Annotated in this window: 17 protein-coding genes; 5 read left to right on the forward strand and 12 right to left on the reverse strand. The window is 62.7% G+C overall.

The annotated features are described in order from the left end of the window. Nucleotides 1-450: 450 nt before the first annotated feature. Nucleotides 451-837, forward strand: a complete 387-nt coding sequence (locus tag Q4G32_RS12995; protein WP_303352009.1) for a GNAT family N-acetyltransferase — start codon at nucleotides 451-453, stop codon at nucleotides 835-837. A 201-nt stretch (nucleotides 838-1,038) separates the two neighbouring features. After that, nucleotides 1,039-1,263 carry a hypothetical protein gene (locus Q4G32_RS13000; RefSeq protein WP_303352010.1) on the forward strand — a complete coding sequence of 75 codons (225 nt, stop codon included), beginning with the start codon at nucleotides 1,039-1,041 and terminating at the stop codon, nucleotides 1,261-1,263. On the opposite strand, the gene Q4G32_RS13005 is transcribed toward Q4G32_RS13000, so the two are convergent. After that, on the reverse strand, nucleotides 1,229-1,606 hold the full coding sequence (locus tag Q4G32_RS13005; protein ID WP_303352012.1) for a hypothetical protein: 378 nt from the start codon (nucleotides 1,604-1,606) through the stop codon (nucleotides 1,229-1,231). The two genes, Q4G32_RS13000 and Q4G32_RS13005, sit on opposite strands and share 35 nt — an antisense overlap. Before the next feature lie 321 nt (nucleotides 1,607-1,927). Between Q4G32_RS13005 and Q4G32_RS13010 the strand changes: the two genes are divergently transcribed. The 3 genes from Q4G32_RS13010 (at nucleotide 1,928) to Q4G32_RS13020 (ending at nucleotide 4,352) form a co-directional block, all read left to right on the forward strand. Further along, complete coding sequence (locus tag Q4G32_RS13010) at nucleotides 1,928-2,413, forward strand: NfeD family protein (RefSeq protein WP_303352014.1); 486 nt, start codon at nucleotides 1,928-1,930, stop codon at nucleotides 2,411-2,413. Nucleotides 2,414-2,541: 128 nt separating this feature from the next. Further along, nucleotides 2,542-3,747: an SPFH domain-containing protein gene (locus tag Q4G32_RS13015; RefSeq protein ID WP_303352016.1), complete on the forward strand. Its 1,206-nt coding sequence runs from the start codon at nucleotides 2,542-2,544 to the stop codon at nucleotides 3,745-3,747. A gap of 269 nt (nucleotides 3,748-4,016) precedes the next feature. Beyond that, entirely contained in the window at nucleotides 4,017-4,352 is a 336-nt protein-coding gene (locus Q4G32_RS13020; protein WP_303352018.1) for an RNA polymerase-binding protein RbpA, read from the forward strand. Between the two features lie 114 nt (nucleotides 4,353-4,466). On the opposite strand, the gene Q4G32_RS13025 is transcribed toward Q4G32_RS13020, so the two are convergent. The 11 genes from Q4G32_RS13025 to Q4G32_RS13075 all read right to left on the reverse strand — a co-directional run bounded on the left by Q4G32_RS13025 (nucleotide 4,467) and on the right by Q4G32_RS13075 (nucleotide 19,160). After that, a complete protein-coding gene (locus Q4G32_RS13025) occupies nucleotides 4,467-5,213 on the reverse strand; it encodes a polyprenol monophosphomannose synthase (protein WP_303352020.1) in 747 nt (248 codons plus the stop codon). 250 nt (nucleotides 5,214-5,463) lie between these two features. Continuing rightward, nucleotides 5,464-6,639 (reverse strand): hypothetical protein, encoded by a 1,176-nt coding sequence (locus Q4G32_RS13030; protein WP_303352022.1) that lies wholly within the window; start codon nucleotides 6,637-6,639, stop codon nucleotides 5,464-5,466. Beyond that, nucleotides 6,632-9,565, reverse strand: a complete 2,934-nt coding sequence (locus Q4G32_RS13035; RefSeq protein ID WP_303352024.1) for a DEAD/DEAH box helicase — start codon at nucleotides 9,563-9,565, stop codon at nucleotides 6,632-6,634. The genes Q4G32_RS13030 and Q4G32_RS13035 overlap by 8 nt, the downstream gene beginning before the upstream one ends. Before the next feature lie 40 nt (nucleotides 9,566-9,605). Continuing rightward, entirely contained in the window at nucleotides 9,606-10,541 is a 936-nt protein-coding gene (gene tatC / locus Q4G32_RS13040; RefSeq protein WP_368660402.1) for a twin-arginine translocase subunit TatC, read from the reverse strand. Nucleotides 10,542-10,554: 13 nt separating this feature from the next. Then, nucleotides 10,555-10,893 carry a Sec-independent protein translocase subunit TatA gene (gene tatA, locus Q4G32_RS13045; protein WP_303352026.1) on the reverse strand — a complete coding sequence of 113 codons (339 nt, stop codon included), beginning with the start codon at nucleotides 10,891-10,893 and terminating at the stop codon, nucleotides 10,555-10,557. Nucleotides 10,894-11,268: 375 nt separating this feature from the next. Further along, a complete protein-coding gene (locus Q4G32_RS13050) occupies nucleotides 11,269-13,443 on the reverse strand; it encodes a helix-turn-helix transcriptional regulator (protein WP_303352028.1) in 2,175 nt (724 codons plus the stop codon). Between the two features lie 71 nt (nucleotides 13,444-13,514). Then, nucleotides 13,515-13,910, reverse strand: a complete 396-nt coding sequence (locus tag Q4G32_RS13055) for an FKBP-type peptidyl-prolyl cis-trans isomerase (protein WP_303352029.1) — start codon at nucleotides 13,908-13,910, stop codon at nucleotides 13,515-13,517. A 54-nt stretch (nucleotides 13,911-13,964) separates the two neighbouring features. After that, a complete protein-coding gene (locus tag Q4G32_RS13060; RefSeq protein WP_303352030.1) occupies nucleotides 13,965-15,677 on the reverse strand; it encodes an FKBP-type peptidyl-prolyl cis-trans isomerase in 1,713 nt (570 codons plus the stop codon). An 89-nt stretch (nucleotides 15,678-15,766) separates the two neighbouring features. Then, a complete protein-coding gene (locus tag Q4G32_RS13065) occupies nucleotides 15,767-16,771 on the reverse strand; it encodes a tRNA (adenine-N1)-methyltransferase (protein ID WP_303352099.1) in 1,005 nt (334 codons plus the stop codon). A gap of 296 nt (nucleotides 16,772-17,067) precedes the next feature. Then, nucleotides 17,068-18,309 carry a site-2 protease family protein gene (locus tag Q4G32_RS13070; protein ID WP_303352031.1) on the reverse strand — a complete coding sequence of 414 codons (1,242 nt, stop codon included), beginning with the start codon at nucleotides 18,307-18,309 and terminating at the stop codon, nucleotides 17,068-17,070. Then, nucleotides 18,306-19,160, reverse strand: a complete 855-nt coding sequence (locus tag Q4G32_RS13075) for an HAD family hydrolase (protein WP_303352033.1) — start codon at nucleotides 19,158-19,160, stop codon at nucleotides 18,306-18,308. The genes Q4G32_RS13070 and Q4G32_RS13075 overlap by 4 nt, the downstream gene beginning before the upstream one ends. Nucleotides 19,161-19,269 lie beyond the last annotated feature (109 nt).

The raw sequence follows: 19,269 nt of genomic DNA on the forward strand, positions 1-19,269 counted from the left end.
ACTTTAGGTCAGACTGACCTTATCCATCCGTAGGTGGACATGTCTAGTGCGAGAGAGGACAAGTTGAGTGAGAGAGGACACTGATCGGCAGCTTTCACAGAGAGTCCTGATCAGCAGCACTTTACATAATGTAGATTATCGGCGTATCAACACTCAGGCGTGACCTTGCCACGAATCGACGTGTCTGGTCACCACGTTGCGTCAGCGTGGCGTCATGCCAAGGACAATGATCTGACGCCACCTGGTCGGCAGCGGATACAGTCCGGTGCCTTGTTTGCGTAGACCAGCTTAGATAGTCCCGAAGGTGGAATGCCTGTGACCAGTTTCCATGTGAGGCCAGCACAGCCCGCAGATGTTCACGGCATTTGGTGTCTCCGGCGCAGACTTGAACAGTGGCTGGCCAGCCACTGCGTTGACCAGTGGCCCGCTGGATCACTGACCGAGGAGACTGTGGCAAGCCAGGTCAGAGCCGGATTGTGGCATGTTGTTGTGGATGAACCCACGGTGGAATCCAGCAAGATTGTTTACGCAGCTGTTCGGTTGCAGGATGTGGACGACGACTTCTGGCCGGAGCGTCCCCCGACCTCTGTGTATGTGCACGGCTTGATGGTGGATCGAGCCCACGCTGGCCGCGGTTTGGGTACGCACCTTCTGGACTGGGCCAGCGCTGAGGGCTTTAGCCGCGGTGCCGAATGGTTGCGATTGGACTGTGCCGCCTCGAATGAACCGTTGAAGCGTTATTACGCGCGCCAAGGGTTTGAACAAGTCGGTGTCACAAAAGTTCCTGGGACTGTTGATGCCGAGGTTCTCCTGTGGCGCCGCCCGATCCCACGGTGATGGCAATGGTCGGTGTGAGCGGTGCCCCAGGCGCACTCAGGCAGCAGAACCGCCCCGGGCAGCGCACACCGGCAGTGCGACCACAAATGTTCATCTGAGAAGCGTGCCGCTCCCCTTCTGGGGCGAGGGCTGGAGGGTTAGCGTTGATCCCCAGTGCGCCCAAAATTGGGCGGCCCTTCTACAACCGGAAAGGTCCGGGCCATGAGTAAAGAACTGGATTTCATCCGTGGCGTGGATAAGCTGCACGCCTTTTACACGGAAAATGTACGGCTGCTGGCACATGCCTATGACATCGACGACCACACAGCCGCCCGCCTCCTGGACCGCTACGACTACCGCAATGTGGCCCGCAGCATCCTGCGCCCACCACGCGTGGATGTCCTGGGTGAGATCACCGGTGAGTCGTCAGGAGACCATCCGGGGTGAACTCGCGCCGCAGGTCAGCCGGAATGCGCTGGGCCAAGTCATGCATGTGGCGGTGTTGCTTCTCCCCCGCACCTGCAGGAAGCCGGAGATCAATCAGCACGGCCCCGTGATGCTCGGCGGTCAACGTTTTGCGCCAAGCCTGCGCAGGGTCGTGGTCGCCAGAGTGCTTGATCCCGGTGGAGACCAGAACCACTTTCCCATCCAGGTCAGGTTCAGGCTTCATGAGCCAAGCCATGATCGACGGCAGACGGGATTGCGCCGTGGACAGGGCCAGCAGTCCCCCGGCCATGCCAGTCAGGCAAGCCCCGGCGGCTGTTGCCGCAATGGGCGTGAAAATTCGCACGGTGTTCCCCTGATTTCCTGGCAGCGCGACGTTGTATGACTGCACCAGCTTAGGAAGGTGAACGCAAGATGAACAGAGTCTTTCCGGTGGGCTTTGTCTCAGAAGGCACCGGAGATGGAGGCTCCGCACAGAGCGCAACCCCCGCATGTGTCACAACTTGGTGTCACATGATCTGATGGGGTGTGTGAGCGTGATCCAGACGACAGGCAATGATTAGATGGTGATTACAGATGTAAACATCTCTGCATCTGCGGTGAATGGACGCGGCACCAGACGGAACACAGCCAGGTGGCCGCACCCGAACAGGAGGACTGAGAACCAGTGTTGGAATGGATCCTGATGAACGGTTGGGTGATCTGGCTGATCATCGCTCTGCTGTTGGGTGTGGTGGAGATCCTCACCTTAGATCTGACCTTCCTGATGCTGGCCGGTGGTGCGTTGGCCGCCTCCATCTTGTCTGCGGTCTCCGGTGGAAATCTCATCCTGGAAGTTCTGACCTTTGCGGCAGTTTCGGTGCTGTTGATTTTTGCCATCCGACCCCGCCTGCTGCGCAGATTGCATCAAGCCCCGGGATCGGATGCGCTCTCCAACACCGACCGTTTGCCCGGACAGCCTTGCCTGGTGTTGGAGCCGGTGACTGCCCACACCGGACTTGTTCGCTTGGACGGGGACGTCTGGACCGCGCGGGCCGAGGGCGATCACCAATATCAGGTGGATCAACAGGTTTTTGTTCAACGGGTCAACGGCGCCACGGTTGTGGTGACCCACGTGCCACTACGACCTGCCGGGCCAACGGTGGAAGCCTGAACCGCTACGCGCCACCCCCTAAAACGGGCTGCCTGGCGGGACCAGAGCTCATGGCCCACCTCATCCCCTGAGCCCACTTCATCCACACAGACCATCCAGACCACCTAGACCATCCGAAAGGAAACACCATGGTTTTGCTGATCCTGCTGGCGGTGCTGATCATTCTGGCGGTGGTGACACTGCTGAAAGCAGTGCGCATCATCCCGCAGGCACGTGCCGGCATCGTAGAACGCCTGGGTAAGTACCAGGCCACCCTGAATCCGGGGCTGCACATTCTTGTGCCTTTCATTGACCGCTTGCTTCCCCTGATTGACCTGCGTGAACAGGTGGTGTCCTTCCCGTCCCAGTCCGTGATCACGGAGGACAACCTGGTGGTGGGGATCGACACGGTGGTGTACTTCCAGGTCACCGACCCTCGGGCAGCCACCTATGAGATCACCAACTACATCCACGCCGTGGATGAACTCACCTCGGCCACCCTGCGTAACGTGGTGGGTGGCCTCAACCTCGAAGAAACCCTGACCTCGCGTGACAAGATCAACGCGGAGCTGCGTGGCGTGCTGGATTCCACCACCGGTCGCTGGGGCCTGCGGGTCTCCCGCGTGGACATCAAGGAGATCACTCCCCCGCCGTCCATCCAGGACTCCATGGAAAAGCAGATGCGCGCCGAGCGTGACCGCCGTGCAGCCATTTTGACGGCTGAGGGCCAAAAGCAGTCCCAGATTCTCACCGCCGAAGGTGAGCGGCAGGCAGCGGTGCTCTCCGCAGAAGGTGACGCCAAGGCAGCCATCCTGCGCGCTGACGGTGAGGCTCAGGCCATCCAGAAGGTCTTTGATTCGATTCACCGCGCCAAGCCCACCCAGAAGCTGCTGGCCTACCAGTACATCCAGACCCTGCCCAAGGTGGCCGAAGGTTCCGCGAACAAGGTGTGGATGATCCCCGCTGAACTGGGCGATGCCCTGCGCGGCGTGGGTGAGTTCCTGGGCAAGCCCGATCAGGGCCGCGACTGGGGCGATGTCATGGAGGAAGAGGAACAAGCTGAGGCTGAAGCTCGGGAGGCCGCCAAGGCTGATGACGGGATCGTGAAGTCGGAGACCGTGAAAGTCACGGACGAAGACCTGAAGCCCTCCACCGCGGTTGCCGACCCGGATGCTTTCACCATTCCGGAGCCGGAAACCATTGACCCACATGCTCCCGTGGACCTGGATGCCCCGATCCCCGGCGACAACAGTGGTCGAGGCGCCGGCAAGGACTCCCCCTTCACAGCCGAGCACCAGGAGACCTACGGGATCGTCCCGGATCACAACGACGACGACCGCCCTGCCGCCCGCTGAGTGGATACTCACCGATGAACCCTGAAAGGGTCCCTCGTGCAGATCACGAGGGACCCTTTTCTGTGCCCAGCTCCAGTTCTCCAGTGTTGGGATGGGCCACGTGGTGTGGAGTGCGGCAGCCCGGGAACAAAGGCTGCGGTGAAGGCGTTGAATGATCCTGAGATCAGTGGCCCGTACTGAGACGGGTGGGCTCTGTTCACACCGCCCCGGGTAGACTGGACCGCTGACTCACGTTTGACCATGTTTTCCACTGACAGGAGTTGCACCTGATGAGTGACCGCAGCCTGCGAGGCATGCGCCTGGGCTCACAGTCCATGGAGTCCGAAGCCGGCGTGGAGCCGGCACCGCGGCAGCGCGTGGAATACCGCACTGAGGATGGCGAGCAAGTATTTGTCACCTTTGCTTCCGAAGCTGAGATTCCCTCCGTGTGGGTCTCCAAATCCGGTAAGGAAGCGGTGATCGTCAACGGCGAAAAGCCTGAGAACCCCAACGAAAAGCACCAGCGAACCCACTGGGACATGCTGATGGAGCGCCGCACCACGGAGGAATTGGAAGACATCCTGGAACAGCGCTTGAAGTTCTACCGGGAGCAGCACGCGCTCTGAAATGCGCAAGGCGCGCCTGACCTTCACCTGGCGCAGCCAAGCCGCTTGCCCTACGACGACGCCGCCGGAACCTTGAATACCAAGGTTCCGGCGGCGTCGTCGTAGGGTATGCGCTCAGCGTCCCAGAGCGTTGTTGAACTTGTCCCGCAGAACGCGGGCTCGGGCGGTGGTGCCCCACTTGGCCACGTTCACAATGGCTTCTTTGGTGATGTCACCGCTCATCTTGGACACACCTTCTGCACGCTCCACAAAGGTGATGGGGACTTCCACCACCTTCAGACCGGCCAGTTCGGTGCGCCATCCCAGATCAATTTGGAAGCAGTATCCGCGGGAGGTGACGGTGTCCAGGTCAATGGCCTTGAGAGTGGAGGCGCGGAAGGCGCGGTATCCGGCCGTGATGTCCTGGATGTTGGAGCCCAGGAAGAAGCGGGCGTAGATGCCGCCACCGCGGGAGATGAACTGGCGGTACCACGGCCAGTTGACGGTGGAGCCTCCGGGCACGTAGCGCGAACCGATGGCCAGATCAGCGCCGTTCTCAACGGCCTGCAGCAGTTTGGGCAGTTCCTCCGGTTGGTGGGAGCAGTCGGCGTCCATCTCCACCAGGATGTCGTAGCCGTTGTCCATCCCCCATTTGAAGCCGGCAATGTAGGCCTGGCCCAATCCGTTCTTCTCGGTGCGGTGCAGCACATGGATCTGGGGGTCGGCTGCGGCCATGGCATCTGCCATGTCGCCGGTGCCATCGGGGCTGTTGTCGTCCACCACCAAAACGTCTCCGGCCGGAACCGCGCGCCGCAAGCGGTCCATCACGGTGGGCAGGGACTCACGTTCGTTGTAAGTGGGGATGATGATGAGGGACCGCACGCGGTTGGTTTCCTTTCGCAAAGAGTGCCAGGCAAGTACGTGGATTCAGGCTGCCGGCACCCGCTGAACGGACCGGGTGTCTTCGGGCCATGTGCGTGAGCCCGTGGGCTACGTGACGCACATGTTTTCCAAGGGCACCCGGCCCGTCCGGCAGTAGGCGGCCAGTCTATCCAGCGGTGACCTACGGACAAACCATTTGGGTTCACTGTGCCATGCCTGAGCGGATGGATCGGCCACGACAGGCCATGTCTCACGCAACGATCGGATTGACCTCAGTGGCCACGCAGACAGGTAGTGCTTCATCCTCCAGCGCGGGCAGCAGTGGAGTTCGGGCACGGGGATCGGTGCTCCAGGAGGCACCTGTGCCGGACGGGGCCTGCACCATGAGCGCTTGGACTTCCCAGCGGGCGTAGGATGCAGGCGCTCCAGGGACGAGTTGGCCGCTCATGGGACCACCGCGTCCGAGTGCTCGCCACGCACCGCGGGTGGCTGCGGTGAAGGCGGCTCGGGTGGAGATGCTTTGGTCTGCCTCCGGGAGGTTCAGCAACTGTTTCATGGCCCTCCACGGGTTCATGCCCGGGTCCGGCCAGCCCAAGGTCACGGGTGTCCCCCGCCGATAGAACTCGGCCGCCACCTGCGTGGCCAGCGGATCCAGGCACACCGTTGTGGTGTATCCGCTGATGCCATCGAGGAAGTGGCGCACCTGGTGGAGGCCCACGGTTGAGCTGATCTCCAGTCGTAAACCGCTGGCGTTCAGCTGGCGTTCCCCGCGCTCAGCGGCCAGCTGATGCAGCACGCTGGTCAGGGCCACCGTGTCTCGCTCGGTGTTGAGCACCACCGTGGGCCGCAGCCTGTGCTCCATGCACAAGGTCAGGAACTGTGCCAGATCCGTGTGCTTCACCCGCTCTGAAAGTTGAAGCCGCAGGCCGACCAGGGGTGAGGCCGTGAAGGGTTTTTGGTCTGAGGCCGCCCACACGTTGAGGATGTCAACGACAGCATCCCGGGGGTGTTCGGAATCCACCGTAGGTGAGTGAAACAGTGTGGGCAGGCGGTCCGTGGCGGAATCCGTCAGTGCCTCCGGTCCCAGGTCTGTTCCGGTGTGTACCAGTGCGGCCACACCCTGACTGGCTGCGGTCTGCAGCACCTGGGCCAAGGGCTGGGAGGCGGCGGTCACGTCCGTACTGCTGTTCACGAATGCCGGGGTGAGGAGGTCCCCGTCCAAGTCAGTGACCGTCATACGATCATCGCGCACGGCGCGGGCGGCTTGTTCGGAGCCAACCCACACCACCTGGCGGGCGTGCGGGTTGGTGGAACCTGCTTCCACGATCATGGCGGAGGCAAAAGGGTCCGCTTGGCTGTAGACGGAGCCGTTGTGCAGCAGTGCGGGCGTGGAATCGGAGCGGGAGGGCATGGAGATGTCAGTCATTCGTGTCTTCGGGTACTTCTTGGACGGATTGGACCACCACACCGCGGTGGATCAGCTGAACAGCACGTTTGCATCCGGTGCGCAGCGCGGGATCAAGCGTGGTGATGGATGCCATCTGGTCCAGCAGATCAATCACCTGTTTGGTCCACCGGACAAAGTCTCCCGCGGCCAGTTCCGTTTCATCCAACGTCACGTGCAGGGAGGCACCACGTGCCCACCGGTACATGGGGGTGACCAAACCGAACTCGGGTTCGGCCGTGGTCTTGACCCGGTGTAGTTCCTCCTGGTCAGTGAGCATTGACCAGTTGCGGATCATGCCATCAACGGCGCGTTCCATGGCCGGAAGCGGCATCACCGGGCGAATGCCTGCATCCTCCCGCTTGGCCTGGTAGACCAGGGAGGTGACCGTTGCTGCCAGCGCAGCAGGATCCAAATCGGAGAACAGCCCGTCCTGCACACTCATGGCCAGGAGCAGATCCCGGTCACCGTAAATATGGCGCAACTGTTCGCCAGCGGCCGTGGGAACCAGCTCTTCCGAGTCCGGCCCCGAACCGGTCTGCGCCACGCTCAGATAGCCCAGCGTTTGCAGGACACCGCAGATCCGATCAAAAGTCGCCGCCACGGCATTCGTACGATTGTTGAGCTGGCGCAGCAGACCGTCCGTGTCTTTGCGCAGTCGATCCCAACGCTGTGCCCATCGCGCGTGATTCTCACGGTCATTGCACCCGTGGCAGGGATGCTCCCGGAGCGCTCGCCGCAGCTCCACAATGCGGGCCTCCGCACCAGATTCGCTGCGCGCAAACTGAATGGGGGTGCGGGGCCGGCCGGGGGCGTCGTCGTTGTGAGCGTGGCCTCCGCGCGGCGGCTTGCCGTCCGTGAGGGCCTGACGCATCCATCCGGCAATGTTCTTGCGGTCTTTGAGCGTGTCCGTGCGTAGCTTGTTCGGCAGTTTCACGTAGGACACCGGGGCCATGGTGCCATCCAGGTCTTGAGTGTTCAGCCGCCGCACATTGGAGTCGTAGGTGACCACCACGGGACGCGGTTGGTCTGCCCGGGAATCGGCGGCGATGACGACGGCGTACCCCCGGTTGCGCCCGTGCGGCACCTCCACCACATCCCCCGGGCGTAGTTGCGCCAGTGAGTCAGCGGCCTGGGTGCGCCGGGCATGTGAACGGGATGAGGCAGCAGCGGTTTCAGCCTCTTTGAGCTCGCGGCGCAGCTTGGCATACTGCGTGAAATCACCCAGGTGGCAGGTCATGGCCTCCTGGTAGCCAGCCAGAGTTTCCTCTTGCGCCCGTACTTTACGGGCCAGTCCCACCACCGAGCGGTCAGCCTGGAATTGCGCAAAGGAGGATTCCAGAATGGTGCGGGAGCGTTGGGCACCAAAGTGGGCCATGAGGTTCACGGACATGTTGTACGTGGGCCGGAAACTGGAAATCAACGGGTACGTTCGCTTGGAGGCCAAACCAGCCACCATGTTGGGGTCCATGTCCGGCCGCCACAGCACCACGGCGTGGCCCTCAACATCAATCCCACGCCGCCCCGCACGGCCCGTCAGCTGGGTGTACTCCCCCGGTGTGATGTCCACGCGGGACTCCCCATTGAATTTGTCCAAGCGTTCCAGGACCACTGACCGGGCGGGCATGTTGATCCCCAGTGCCAGTGTCTCCGTGGCAAAAACCGCCTTGACCAGCCCCTGAGCGAACAGCTGCTCCACCACTTCCTTGAACAGGGGCAACAGTCCGGCATGGTGAGCGGCAACGCCGTGCAACAACCCGTCACGCCAGGGGTAGAACCCCAGCACCTCCAAATCTGAGGCATCCAGGGTGGCCGCGGCCTCCGCCACCACGGTGCGAATGGTTTGGCGCTCCGATTCGGTGGTCAACCACAGGTCAGCCGCCAAGCACTGCTTGACGGCATCATCACAACCAGCCCGGGAAAAGATGAACGTGATGGCAGGCAGTAATTCTTCGGATTGCAGCCGCCTGATCAAATGCGGCCTGGAGATCCGAAGGTTCTGGCCTCCGCGGTGATCCCGCCCGCCAAAATCTGCGGAACGGTCCCGGCCGCGCTGGCGGCGGGCCATTCTGTCCCGGGACCGTCCTCCCGGCCCGCGCCCACCCCGGTATCCACCGGGTGCCTGACTGCGGGCCAAGTGGATCAACTCAGGATTGACAGCCGGACCGTCATGGTCGCCGCGCTCCCGCGCATGACGACGCCGATCCACCACATGTTCCACGGTGGAATCATCCACAAAGAGGTCCATGAGTTCGGTGCCCACCTGGACGTGCTGCCACAAGGGCACCGGGCGGTGTTCGGAGACCACCACGTCCGTGGAACCGCGCACGGCCCCCAGCCAGTCACCGAATTCCTCCGCATTGGAGACGGTGGCGGACAAGCAGGCCATCTGGACGGTGGCCGGCAAATGAATGATGACTTCTTCCCAGACGGCACCGCGGAAGCGGTCGGCCAGGTAGTGCACCTCATCCATGATCACAAAGCCCAAGTTGGCCAGGGTGGAGGACCCCGCGTAGAGCATGTTGCGCAGCACTTCAGTGGTCATCACCACCACATCTGCATCCGAGTTCACCGCAGTGTCCCCGGTGAGCAGCCCCACCCGGTCAGCCCCAAAGCGGCGCATGAAATCGTGGTATTTCTGATTGCTCAGAGCCTTGATGGGGGTGGTGTAGAAAGCCTTTTGGCCGCGAGCCAAGGCCAAGTGGACGGCAAACTCCCCCACGATTGTCTTGCCCGCACCGGTGGGTGCAGCAACCAGAACTCCGCGCCCGGCTTCAAGGGCTCTGCACCCCTGGAGCTGGAAATCATCCATCTCAAAATCCAGGGAAGCCGCAAAGGCGGCCAGCTCAGTCTTGGCCTCTGCCTGACGTTTCTTGGCGGCTGCGTAGCGTTCGGAGGGAGAAGGCATGGTTCAACCCTACGTGCTGGGTACACGATCCGCCGTGGGACTACTTCAGGTCAGCTGTGGGCGTGGCCTTGATGCTGTCGGCGGAGTAGTCGCCTTCTTGTTTTGCGCGCTTCTTGGCCCGGCGTCGGTCATTGAACAAGCAGACGCCCACAGACAGAAAGAACAGACCCATCAGGGGTGCAGCAATGTAGAACATGACCATCATGTCCGGGCCCGGAGCCACAATGGCTGCCAGGAGCAGCACCAGGATGATCACCCAGCGCCACGCCTTGAGGAGAGTTCGTCCGGAGAGCATCCCCAGCATGTTCAGGCCCACCAGCAGCACGGGCAACACACAGGCCAAGCCGATGGTCAGGATCAACTGGAGCACAAAGCGCACATAGGGCACGGCCTCGATCACGTTGCCCGTGTCTTCCGGGTTGAACGCCGTCAGGGCGAACACCGCGGCGGGCATGGTGACGATGCCCAGGAAGCAACCGCCCAGGAACAGCGGCACGGCGGCAATGACAAACCCGTAGGCGTAGCGCTTTTCCTTCTTGTGCAGCGCCGGGGTGATGAAAGCCCACAGCTGATACAGCCACACGGGGCTGGCAATGATCAGCCCCAAGATGATGGAAACCTCCACCATCACGTTGAAGGATCCGCCCACTCCACCGAAATTCAGGAAAGCCTCACGACTTTCCTGCTGGTTGAGTTGCTTGATGGGCTCGGTGAGCCATTCCATGAACGGGAAGTACAGGAAGAAACCACCCACCATCCCGATCACGGTGGCAATGGCGGAAATGATCAACCGGTTGCGAAACTCCCGCAGATGTTCGGCAAGAGCCATTTGAGCCTGCGGGTTTTTCCTACGGCTGCGCTGAGCACGGCTGGACTTGCGCCGCTGTGCTGCTGTGTCCGCCGCGGAGCTCTTGGAGGCTTGGGGGCGTTGCTCGGGTGCCGTGGGTCGGGTTTCGCCGGTGGGGGTATCGCTCATGGAAGGTGAAAGGTCAGCGTGTTGTGCCGTCAGATTCGTTGCGCACCGCTGAGTCTGCCGGGGATTCAGCGGAGGTGCTGGTGGAACCGTTGGACTGCGGTGCGGTGTGGCCACTATTGGTGGAAGGGCCGGTGGCGGGCTGCTGGGTGCCGGTGGTCTCCACCGATTCACCGTTGACCACGGTGCGGTCCTTGTCGTCATCCTTCATTTCCTTGACCTCGGACTTGAAGATGCGCATGGACTGGCCCAGGCTGCGGGCCATGCCCGGCAGCTTGGGGGCGCCAAAGAGCAGCACAATGACCAGCAGGATCATGATGACAACCATGGGATTGTCGAAAAGTCGACCGAACATGATGTTCCTTTCGGTGTCACCGCGTCAGGTCGGAGACCTTTTGCGGCTGGCCCATCGCCCGGCGTCGTGCCGAACGACGTTGAGAGCGGGCCGTGCGTCGTTTTGATTTGCCACTACGGTACTGCCTCCGGGCTTCAAGCCAAGGCGTGTACACGTCGGATCGGCGTGGTTGGTGGTGTGGATGTGCTTCAGCGTCCGCGGCCTCATCAAGCCTGTGCGTCACATGGTCCCCGTAGTCACCCAATCGGTGCAACATTGCAGAGACCTGACGCCAGAGCCGCCAGAGCAGCAACGCCAGAAAACCGGCGCTGATCAGGACCAGTACGGTCCACAGCACAACCCACATCCACCAAGACATCACCAGCAGTCTAGCCCTCAGCTGTCCTGCGGACCGTCCGAATTGTAGGCCGCCAGCGCAGTATTCACCCAGAGTTGCCCGCGAGCGGCATGGGCGTGCGGTCCAACAATGCCAACCTGTCCACCAAAACGAGTGACCAGAGAAAAGGCCAGTTCCTCGGTGGTGAAAGAAATCTCCGCCGCCTCAAACTCCACCGGACCACTGGCACCAACCCGCCCTGATCCAGGTGACCCGGTGGGGGCCGGTGACGTTCGGCGTCGTGCCCTGGGCAGCTTGACGGCCGCCGTGCGTCGAGCCCGGTACTGATCGGCAACCCAACGTGCCCGCCGGTCCGTGACCAGCACCAGCTGTTGGTCAGCGGTGGCGGCAGTGGCTGCGGGCGGGCGGGCGACGTCGTCTTCGTGGGGTTCAGCCTCCCCCACCACCACCGCGCTACGGATGCGGTCCAGGCGGAAGTCGCGGAAGTCCTGGGCGCGGGTGCACCAGGCCATCACGTACCAGTGGGAGTTCGCCGACACCAGACGCAGGGGGTCGATCTCCCGCTCTGTGATTTCATCCCGGGAGGCCACGATGTAGCTGATCCGAACCCGCTGCTTGGCATCAATGGCGCCCCGCAAGGTGGCAGCCACCACGGAAGAGGTGTCGTGTTCGGCGTGGGGCTCCTGGGCTTCCTGGGCTGCTGCGGCCAGGGCCAAGAAGGTTTCATCGGGGCGTGCCCCCACGGCATTGGCCACGGTGGCAGGCTCCCCCGCGGCCTCGGCCACTTTGCGCAGTGTGGATTCAATGGCTGGTGTGTGTTCCCCGGGCAAGGAACGTAGAGTCTGCAAGCCCACCAGCAAAGCGGCCGCCTCCGGTTGGGTCAGGCGCACGGGGGAGGAAATCTCGTCCGCGTTGGTCACGGTCACAGCACCTTGGTCCCAAGACGCTTCAATGAGCTGATCGGGCGTGTGCCCCGGTCGCCCGCAGACAAACAAGGTGGTCAGGTCCTCCACCACCTGGTCCGTGGAAGCCTCAACATGCTGTGCCACCTCCTCCAGCTGAACACCTTGATGACCGTAGACGTAACGGACGATTTCCAACATGCGGGCCAGCCGGTCTGCACTCGAATTGGAGGATCGCCGAGGCTTTCGGGAGGCCTTGGTCCAGTCCACCGGAACGTCCTGCACACGCTGCTGGAAAGCCGCAGCCGCCTCCAAGCGGCGCAGCACGCTGTCGCGTACCCGGGACTGCAAACTCATGGCAGCTGATTCATCTGATGCTGGTACAAACGCGTCCGGGCCAACGGCGGCGATCTCCGCTGCCACTCGCTCGGGCTCCGTGACCGGGACGGTCAAGCGGTCGAACTTCCCCGTAGCACCTTCAAGGCCCTGCCCGTGCGCGGTGGCGGAGGCCATGCGCCGCAACATCTGGGCACGGCCCACCGCCACGTCCACGGTCACGGAGCCCAACTCCGGTGCGGCCTCCATGGCATCCAGCCGTTCGTTCATGGAGAAGTCACCCGGTGGGGTGAAGGTGTGTGTGGTCACTCGAACATCGGAGACAATCCGGGAGAGGCGGAAGGTGCGTTCCGCCTGCCGGTCCAGATCCCAGCCCGTCACGTACCAGGAACCAAACCGTGAGCCCACGCCCCACGGTTCCACACGCCGTGTGGAGAGCTCATCGGTGGAAGCCGCCAGGTAGTCAAAACCCACTCGGCGGTGCTTCAACACCGCTTCCATCAGCGGCGCAAAGGAAGGTTCCTGGACGGAGATGGTGGGCTGGATGAGGGGGGCGTCGTCGTCGCCGGCTGCGGGCTGCAGCACCGGCTCCAATTTGCGCAAAGCACGCCGTGCGGTGCTGCCCAGGGCAGTCTGGGTCCAGGCGTTGGCTGCCAGGGACAGCACAGCGGCCTCTTCTGCGGTGAAATGCAATGCGGGCAGCGCAAAGGAACCGCGGGCAATCCGGTATCGGAACCCGGTATCCTCCTCAAAAAAGGCATCCTCCGGGACTTCTTCAATGGGAAATCCCAAGGCACGTAGTTCCTGCTTGTCGCGCTCGAAAGCCCGCTCGAAAGCGGCATCGGAGGGCATGACCGTGTAGTCCGGGACTGCGGCTCGCAACTCCGACCGGGTGTACCCGCGCTCCCGGTAGAGCAGCGCAAAAATCAGATTGAGGCGACGTTCGGAAGCGCGCCGCTGCTGATCAACGGGCACGGAATGTTTCCGAGGACGGCAGGGCAGCATCAGCGAACATCAGGCAAGCACCAGCGAGCATCAGGCCAGCATCAGCGAACGTCAAGGAGGTCCACTACAAAGATCAGGGATTCGTTGGGACCAATGACTCCACCTGCGCCACGTTCGCCGTAGGCCATGGTCGAGGGGATTTCCAAACGACGTCGGCCTCCCACCCGCATCCCCAGCAGTCCTTGGTCCCACCCTTCGATGACCTGGCCGACACCCACGGTGAAGTCCAACGGCTGGTTGCGGTTCCAGGAGGAATCGAATTCCTCGCCTTCGGAGAAGGTGACGCCCACGTAGTGACAGGAGACTTGCTGCCCGGCTTGTGCGGTGGCGCCCTTGCCTTCAATCAGATCCACAATCTTCAGCTCAGCTGGCGCTTCTCCCCCCGGGAAGTCCACTTCAGGCTTGCTGCGGTCCAAGTTGCGCTGTCCAAAAGACATGGATTCCTCCGTGTGGTGTTCGTGGAATTTCTCAGGAAAGGAAGGGATTGAGGGTCAGGGGGTGGGGCTTGCTGAGGCTGCTGCCGGGGTGTCCGTTGCTCCCAGGATATCCACCACAAAGATCAGGTCACCGGAGGGTGCGGATGGATTCTGTGATCCTTCCACCTCCTCCTGGGTGCCGTAGGCCTTGTCCGCGGGAATGGAGATGATCACGCGTGAGCCCACCTTCTTGCCCACCAAACCGTCAGACCAACCTTCAATCACGCCGTCCAACGGGAACGCAATCGGAGCACCGCGTTCATAGGAGGAGTCGAAAACTTCGCCGTCCTCCCACCGGACGCCCACGTAGTTGACGGCCACCGTTTGGCCTTCCTGAACCTCGGGGCCATCTCCTTCAATAAGGTATTCGGAGACCACGTCATTAGGTGCATCTCCCTCTGGGGTGCTGATTTCAGGTGCGCCACCTTCGGTCTGGGTGACCATGGGCAGCCCCTCCGGGGTGGGTGACATCAGACCGTCAATTTCGGAAGGGACGATCTCCCGAACGGTGTAGCGGGTGGTGGTCTCCGTCACCTGACCTGCCCCGGCGTCCGTGGACCGGGTGATGTCCACCGTGGTGCCCACGCGGGCATCCTTGAGCTGGTCATAGGTGAAGGAGTCCTCCTCCTTCATGGCCTCATCCAGGGTCATGACCGTGGGCGTGGCTTGCCCAGGTTCGCCATTGGTCACGGCGGCGCTGGTCATCAAGAGAGTGTCACCTTCTGAGACCTCTTCGCCATCACCTTCATTCACCACGGAGGCCGTGGGCTCAGGTAGGGGCTCCGGTTCTGGGGTGTCCACGGCGGCCAGAATGTCCACCACGAACAGCAGGTCACCGGTGGGGTAATCGGAATCCTCCCCCAGCTCTTCGGTGGTGCCATAAGCCTTGTCGGCGGGGATGGACAGGATCACGCGGGAGCCAACCTTTTTCCCCACCAGCCCTTCGGACCATCCAGCAATCGCATTGTCCAACGGCAGTACAGCCGGAGTGCCGGTTTTCCAGGAAGAGTCAAAGGTTTCGCCATTCTCCCAACGGGCACCCACATAATTCACCACGGCGGTCTGGCCCTCCTGGACTTCCGCACCATCACCTTCGATGAGGTATTCCGAGACCATGCCCTCCGGGGCATCACCGGAGATCTCCCCGAACTCGGGAACGCCGTCGTCGTTTTGAGTGACCGAGGGCAATCCCTCCGGAGAATCGGACATTTCGCCCTGAATCTCGGTGGGGATCTCCTGGACAATTTCGTAAACCTCAACGGAGGTGGAGTTGTCACCCTCCTGACCGGAGTTGCCGGCCGTGCTGGGGGACGAGTAGGCCAGAATGCCGCCAACTTTCATGTCCGTCAGGGTGTCGTAAAGCTCCGGCAGGCGCTCCTTGAGACCGGAGTCAACCTTGAGAATCTGACCCGCACCGGAGGAATAGGACTCCCCCACTTCCTCACCGTCGGAGCCGCGGTAAATCACGGCCTGAGCCAGCAATACGGAGCCGTCCTCGATCTGCGCCCCATCGCCTTCGCGCAGCACCTTGGTCTGGTTTTCCTCCACCTCAACCGGAGTTTCAAAGGTGACCTCCGGAACCTGGCCACCGGAGGGATCGTTGGTGAGCTCCACCGAATTGAAGCCACCGGAGGAACACGCGGTCAAGAGCAGTGCCGCCCCAATCGCAGTTCCAGTCGTCAGCCAAGCCTTACGCACGTGATCCTCCAGACGCGCGCCGTACGGCACGCGGTTCGTGGCGATAGTTGGCGGGCGGCATGAAGCCCGCCCGCAGGTTCGTGCCACAGCGTAACGGTCTGATCTGGATGCTTGCTGAATCAACTCACATCCGGTGCGGGCTCGACTCCTTGGGACGCGGCGCGGGCCTGAGAATCCGCCACGGCAGCCCGGTTGGCCAGGTGTTGGGCATCCCGACTGGCGCGGCGTGCCTTCTTGTCCGACACCTCACGCTCGCCCAATGCCACCGGGGTCCAGGCCTGCAGATCCTCTTGGGTGTAATCAGATTTGGAGGCGCGGCGCTTGGGCGCCAAGCGCGGGGAGCCGTCAGCCAACCGCCGTGCGGTGATCAGGAAACCGGTGTGCGCCACCATGCGGTGATCCGGGCGCACCGCCAAACCCTCCACGTGCCAGCCGCGGACCATGGTTTCGTGTGCGTCCGGTTCCGTGAACCGACCATCGGTGCGCATGGCCTCGGCCGTCCGGGACAACTGGGTCACCGTGGCCACGTAGCAGATGACCACTCCCCCGGGAGCCAGGGCGTGCGCCACCGCATCCAGGCATTCCCAGGGCGCCAGCATGTCCAAAACCACACGGTCCACGGAACCGGGTTGCTCGGCAGCTCCCAGCTCCTGCGCCAAGTCTCCGATGGACAACTTCCACGCGGGGTGGCTGCCGCCGAACATGGTGGCAATGTTGCCCGCGGCCACGTCAGCAAACTCTTCACGCCGCTCGAACGAGTGCACGCTGCCTTCATCCCCCACCGCGCGCAACAACGCGATGGTCAATGCGCCGGAACCCACACCAGCCTCCACCACCCGCGCGCCAGGGAAAATATCTCCCATGGTCACAATCTGACCGGCGTCCTTGGGGTACACCACAGCGGCACCGCGGGGCATGGAAAGGACAAAGTCCTTCATCAGCGGACGCAAGGCCTGGTATTGAATCCCCACGGAGTTCTGCACCACAGTGCCCTCCGGCTCACCGATCAGCAGATCATGCGGCAGAACACCCTTGTGCGTTTGATACTCAGCCCCCGCCGTCAAGGTGATGGTGGTCAGACGGCCGCGGTCATCTGTGAGCTGGATGCGCTCGCCCTCCCGCATGGGGCCGCGACGATTGATCGCCCCGGTGGGTCCAACGCCTCCTGTGGCGGCTGCACTGTCTGCGGCCTCTGCACTCTCTGTAGCTTCTGCACTCCCGCTTTCTGTGGCTTCTGCGTTCTGACGCAATGCCTCAGCCTCAACACCGCCCTGGACAGCCCCGTCCTGGGTGAAGGTTCCGGCGGAATCGGCGTTGCGGGAGGAGGTCATGGGCTCACTTTCCAAGGGCTGGGTGGTTGCCTGCGGATGCACAAGTTTCAAGCGCAGACCATTGTGTCATCCTCAGCGCAGCCCTGGATTCACAAGCCCGCCTGCTGCAAAACCTCATTGAGCCGCCCGGCGCGCAACACCCCTTCCACGGTGCCGGTGGAATCCACGACGACGAACACCCCCTGGCCGCTGCGTGCCGCGAACTCCAACAGCGGCAATTCTGCAAGATCGTCACGGATGACGGCACCGTGCGGCAGCGGATCCATGATGGCATCCACCGTGATCGCGGGGCGTTGGACAGCTGGCACCGCCGTGATCCGGGCCGGATTGAGCAGGCCAACGTATGCGGCGTCGTTCGGGGAGAACTCCTCCGGGGTGCCATCGGTGACGATCACGGCAACTGGCCCGTACGGGGCTGGTTTCCCCGGTTCGGAGGCGAAGGCCTCCCTCAGAATCAACTCCACCGCGGCCAACGGAGTGCGGGCGGGCACCGAAATGGCGGGTTCCATGAGGTCCGCCGCGTTGACCCCGGCCATGGCCCGAGCCGCGCGGGCCCGGCGCAGGGCCGCAGTTGCCCCGGAGAGCAGCATCCAGACCAACAACCCGGCCAGGATCACGAAGGCCACGGAGCGCCACAGGCCGGTGACCAGCAGCAAAGCCACCGTGGCCGCGGCAATGATCCGACCCGTCCAAGCCGCCACCAGCGTGCCCACGAACTCACGCCTGCTGACACCCCACACCACGGCTTCCAGAGCCCGGCCGCCGTCCAAAGGCAGACCGGGAATCAAATTGAAAACACCCACAAACCAGTTGGCCCATGCCGTGAGTTCCAGCAGAACAAGGAACACCTCGACCCCCGCAGACGGATCGGCCGGGGCCACCACCACAAGAATCAACCACCCGAGTAAACCCAGGACCAGATTGGCCACCGGCCCCACCACCGAAATCACCAGTGATGACCACCAGGAAGTTCTGGCCTGACCAAAACTGGTGTGCCCACCCATGAGGGACAGGGTGATGTGAGTGACCGGCCAGCCAAAGGCTCGCGCAGCCCAGGCATGGGCCAGCTCATGGAGCAGCACGGACAGCGCCAGAAGTAGGCAGAAGATGGCCGCCACGGCGTAAACCCACGCTCCGATGTCTGGGATCACCCGCCGCAGCACCGGGGTGTAGAGCAGCACAATGACAGCTGCAATCACAAACCAGGACCGATCCAGGTGCAGCGGAAATCCGAAGACCCGGCCCAACTGGATGGGACGGCGCCAGCGGGAGCCGCCACCAAGTGCTCCCGAGTCAGACACCGATTCCGTGCTGCGGGATTGACCGCTCACGGTGTGTCCTGGTCTTTCGGCGCACTCTGCTGCCATGTGTGGTGAGAGCTGGCCACACCACCCTGGCCGGGCTCCACGTTCTGCGCCCGCTGCACACACGTGCCCAAGTCAGTGACCGTCACACCATCCAAGGTATCCAGCAGGACATGGGCATCGGCGTCTGCCAACGAGGTCAGATGAACCACACCCACCGCAGTCACACCGGCATCCCGCGCGGACCGGATGCCGGTGACAGAATCCTCAATTGCCACCATCTGGCCCGGTTCCAAGGACGTGGCGGTGTCAGCTGCCTGGCGACCTTCGGCCTGTAGGGCGGCCAGACGCCGCGCGGCGAATACATACGGAGCCGGCGCAGGTTTCCCGGGCAGTCCAAGATCTCCGGTGACAACAACCTCGAACAGCTGCTCCCCCATCCACCCGCGCTCGCGGGCCATCACGGTCAGTTGATCCAGGACGGCGGTGGCCAGGGTGGAACCGCTGTTGGTCACCAGCGCCGTGGGAACACCGGCCGCGTGGCATTCAAGGAGCAGGTCAAGTGCCCCGGGACGCAAGGGAAGGTCACGGTGGATACCGCTGAGGACCCGGGAATGCAGTCCCTCTACGATTTGCGGGCCGGATAGTGGCAGGCCGTGGGCCTGCATGGTTCTGATGGTGTTCTCCTCCGATGACCCCACCATGTCCAGTGAATCCTGATGGCCCCATGCGATGTTGTGGGCTGCCATCAGCTCGGCTTCAGCGGCAAACCAGTGCACTTCTGTGTCCACCAGGGTTCCGTCCATGTCCCAGAGCACAGCTTGCGGCAGGTACTCGGTGGTTGGGGGTGTTGCGCCTCGGTGGGTGTGTGAAGCCATGGCCACGATCCTATCTGGACGGCTTCGCGCGCCTGGGTCGGCCCGGCTGGCTTGCGTTGGTACGCAAATGGCCACTGATCGAGGCAGTTCTTGGTCCTTTGCGTACCAC

It is taken from the genome of Kocuria sp. (assembly GCF_030538595.1).
Classification (GTDB): domain Bacteria; phylum Actinomycetota; class Actinomycetes; order Actinomycetales; family Micrococcaceae; genus Kocuria.

Excerpts from the sequence above, each read along its gene's own strand:
- Q4G32_RS13000 (WP_303352010.1), top strand. The coding sequence starts at position 1,039 with ATGAGTAAAGAACTGGATTTCATCCGTGGCGTGGATAAGCTGCACGCC.
- Q4G32_RS13015 (WP_303352016.1), top strand. The coding sequence starts at position 2,542 with ATGGTTTTGCTGATCCTGCTGGCGGTGCTGATCATTCTGGCGGTGGTG.
- Q4G32_RS13020 (WP_303352018.1), top strand. The coding sequence starts at position 4,017 with ATGAGTGACCGCAGCCTGCGAGGCATGCGCCTGGGCTCACAGTCCATG.
- Q4G32_RS13030 (WP_303352022.1), bottom strand. The coding sequence starts at position 6,639 with ATGACTGACATCTCCATGCCCTCCCGCTCCGATTCCACGCCCGCACTG.
- Q4G32_RS13035 (WP_303352024.1), bottom strand. The coding sequence starts at position 9,565 with ATGCCTTCTCCCTCCGAACGCTACGCAGCCGCCAAGAAACGTCAGGCA.
- tatC (WP_368660402.1), bottom strand. The coding sequence starts at position 10,541 with ATGAGCGATACCCCCACCGGCGAAACCCGACCCACGGCACCCGAGCAA.
- tatA (WP_303352026.1), bottom strand. The coding sequence starts at position 10,893 with ATGTTCGGTCGACTTTTCGACAATCCCATGGTTGTCATCATGATCCTG.
- Q4G32_RS13055 (WP_303352029.1), bottom strand. The coding sequence starts at position 13,910 with ATGTCTTTTGGACAGCGCAACTTGGACCGCAGCAAGCCTGAAGTGGAC.
- Q4G32_RS13065 (WP_303352099.1), bottom strand. The coding sequence starts at position 16,771 with ATGCGGGAGGGCGAGCGCATCCAGCTCACAGATGACCGCGGCCGTCTG.
- Q4G32_RS13075 (WP_303352033.1), bottom strand. The coding sequence starts at position 19,160 with ATGGCTTCACACACCCACCGAGGCGCAACACCCCCAACCACCGAGTAC.